The 3033-nt window shown below is 45.9% G+C and carries 4 protein-coding genes; all 4 read left to right on the top strand.

What is annotated here, in order from left to right; genetic code table 11:
* Positions 1-97 precede the first annotated feature (97 nt).
* Complete coding sequence (locus H6S82_RS26670; RefSeq protein WP_190467207.1) at positions 98-196, top strand: photosystem II reaction center protein T; 99 nt, start codon at positions 98-100, stop codon at positions 194-196.
* A gap of 183 nt (positions 197-379) precedes the next feature.
* Positions 380-934: a transcriptional regulator NrdR gene (nrdR, locus tag H6S82_RS26665; RefSeq protein WP_190467204.1), complete on the top strand. Its 555-nt coding sequence runs from the start codon at positions 380-382 to the stop codon at positions 932-934.
* 357 nt (positions 935-1291) lie between these two features.
* Positions 1292-2314, top strand: a complete 1023-nt coding sequence (locus H6S82_RS26660) for a 30S ribosomal protein S1 (RefSeq protein ID WP_190467200.1) — start codon at positions 1292-1294, stop codon at positions 2312-2314.
* A gap of 153 nt (positions 2315-2467) precedes the next feature.
* The coding region (locus tag H6S82_RS26655; protein ID WP_191056990.1) for an HAD family hydrolase at positions 2468-3033 on the top strand (566 nt) is incomplete at its 3' end.

Below are 3033 nucleotides of genomic sequence, written 5' to 3'. Positions count from 1 at the left end.
ACGACGCTCTTCCGATCTTTACTTTTTACTTTTGGCTTTCACAGTCCCGAATCCCTTGGTAGACTGATAAGTGACTGAATAGTCAGGAAATTTTGATATGGAAAGCATTGCTTACGTTTTGATTTTCGCGATTACGTTGGGCATCCTGTTTTTTGCGATCGCCTTCCGCGAACCTCCTCGGATCGAGAAGAAGTAGCTCGTCGATCTCATCTCCCCAGCTGTAAAAGCAACTGTTCGACAATAAAAGCCGCTGCTACTCATCTGGTCATCTCGCATTAGCCAGAGCGAAAGTAACAGCTGGCTTTCGCGTTTTTTTCGCGTTTTCGCTATGCGATCGCATTCGCACCTACCTAACCTACAATAAATCAATCGATCGACTATGCGCTGCCCTTTCTGTCACTTCCCAGATAACCGCGTGCTTGAGTCTCGTTCCGCAGAAGCAGGACAAAGTATCCGGCGACGACGAGAATGTTTGCGCTGCAAACGTCGCTTTACAACTTACGAGCAAATTGAATTTGTTCCGATTACGGTGATTAAGCGAGATGGTCGAAAGGAATCTTTCGATCGTTCTAAATTGCTGCGCGGTATCGTTCGCGCCTGTCAGAAAACCGGTTTAGCTCAAATACAACTGGAAGCTCTCGTTGATGAAGTGGAATCGGAACTCCAGCAGCGAGAGGTACGAGAAGTCACCAGCAGCGAAATTGGAGAGATGATTCTGCAAAGGCTGCAATCTCTGAGCGAGGTAGCTTATGTACGTTTTGCCTCTGTCTACCGCCAATTCCAAAGTATTAAAGATTTTGTGGATACTTTAAATCAGTTAAGTACGAGCAGAGCAACTGCATCGGTAGGCAATACCACAGTTACAGGTGAGCGACAACACTTATCCGAGACTGAAGAACTGGAAACCGCCGCTTCTTTGGCGACGCCATTGTAACATTTAGAACTTTGTGTTTCACATAATCCCCTTGCCAAAATAGCCATAATATGCAGTTTGAAAGCTGATTAAGATACAAAGGTTGCTTCTATGAAAACCTCAATAGGGTAAATGACAAGCAGATGTTCTCGATCGGCGACTCAGCTAGAAGGTCGCGGGCGATCGCATGAATAGAAACTACATCCGAATTGATGGACTTAAGTTAAAATATTTAATCTGGACTCTAAATCGTGCAGCTGGCCAACAGCTGCCCATACGGCTTGGAGGCTTGTAGGTGTAGGCTGCACATTACCAAAGTGCGTATACATCGACAGGAGGCGCAACTTTTACAAACATAATTACCAGGAAACGATTTGCATGGTCAATCAGAAAACAGCAACAGCAGAAATAGGCTTCACTCACGACGACTTCGCCGCTCTACTCGATAAATATGATTATCACTTCAATCCCGGTGATATTGTAGCTGGTACGGTATTCAGTATAGAGCCGAGAGGCGCTCTGATTGACATTGGTGCTAAAACAGCGGCATATATACCCATCCAGGAAATGTCAATAAACCGGGTTGACGCTCCGGAAGAGGTATTGCAATCAAACGAAACTCGTGAATTTTACATCCTCACAGATGAAAATGAAGAAGGACAGCTGACGCTTTCCATTCGACGCATTGAGTATATGCGGGCTTGGGAGCGAGTGCGTCAATTGCAAGCAGAAGATGCTACAGTGAGATCGGGCGTTTTTGCCACCAATCGCGGCGGAGCATTGGTAAGAATTGAAGGCTTGCGTGGCTTTATTCCAGGTTCTCACATCAGCACCCGCAAACCGAAAGAAGAATTGGTGGGAGAGGAATTGCCCCTCAAGTTCTTGGAAGTAGACGAAGACCGCAATCGTTTGGTGCTGAGTCACCGACGCGCATTGGTAGAGCGCAAGATGAACCGACTGGAAGTCGGAGAAGTGGTGATAGGTTCGGTAAGGGGAATCAAACCTTACGGTGCTTTCATCGATATTGGCGGAGTCAGCGGTTTGCTGCACATTTCCGAAATTTCCCACGAACATATCGATACGCCTCACAGCGTCTTCAACGTCAATGATGAAATTAAGGTGATGATCATTGACTTAGATGCTGAGAGAGGTCGGATTTCACTTTCCACCAAGCAGCTGGAACCAGAAGCTGGTGATATGATCAGAAATCGCGATCGCGTCTACGAAATGGCAGAAGAAATGGCTGCTAAGTATCGCGAGCAAATGAAAGCCAAACAGCAAGGTGCTGCACCTGCTCGTCTTGAAATACCAGTTGTCACTGAAGCAGCGGTCGAAGCAGTCGAACCGCTTGCTGAAGAAACAATCCCTGAAGAAGAAATCGTATCCGCAACAGAAGAATAGCGGCAGATTGACTCGATTGCAAAAAGAGGGATCTGCCCTCTTTTTTTATTTGCGCTTAATTATCGCAACCGATAAAAGTCGGTTAGAACGTTCTTATTTCTACGAAACCTTTAATTTTAGATTTGGGTAAGTTTTTCGGAGGAGTAAAAAACTTTGGTAACTATTCGCTGTCGGGAAGTATCTTTCCCAAATATCGAAGCGGTAATTTTTGACAAAGATGGTACGCTAGAAAATTCTGAAGAGTATTTGCGAAACCTCGGACAAAAACGAGCTCGCATGATTGATGCCCAAATTCCAGGAATCGGCGATCCATTGTTAATGGCATTTGGTATTAATGGCAATATCCTCGATCCCACCGGCTTGATGGCAGTTGGCAGTCGTCGCGAAAATGAAATTGCCGCCGCTGCTTATATCGCCGAAACCGGACGCGGGTGGTTGGAATCTTTGGCAATAGCACGTCGCTGCTTTGAAGAAGCCGATCGCATTTTCCAAAATACCCCGCCTTCCCCTCTATTTGTCGGCTGTTTGGAAGTGCTGCAATTTCTATCAGCAGCAGGATTAAAATTAGGGATGCTGTCAGCTTCTCGAACAGCACGAGTGAAAGAATTTGTCAAGCGACATCAGCTAAATGATTACATCCAGTTAGAAATGGGAGTAGATGAGGGCCCAAGCAAACCCGATCCAGCTTTATTTATAGAAGCTTGTCGCAAATTGGCCGT

This window comes from Planktothrix sp. FACHB-1355, from assembly GCF_014748295.1.
GTDB classification, from domain to species: domain Bacteria; phylum Cyanobacteriota; class Cyanobacteriia; order Cyanobacteriales; family Aerosakkonemataceae; genus Aerosakkonema; species Aerosakkonema funiforme_A.
This window is presented reverse-complemented; position numbering and strand designations above follow the sequence as displayed.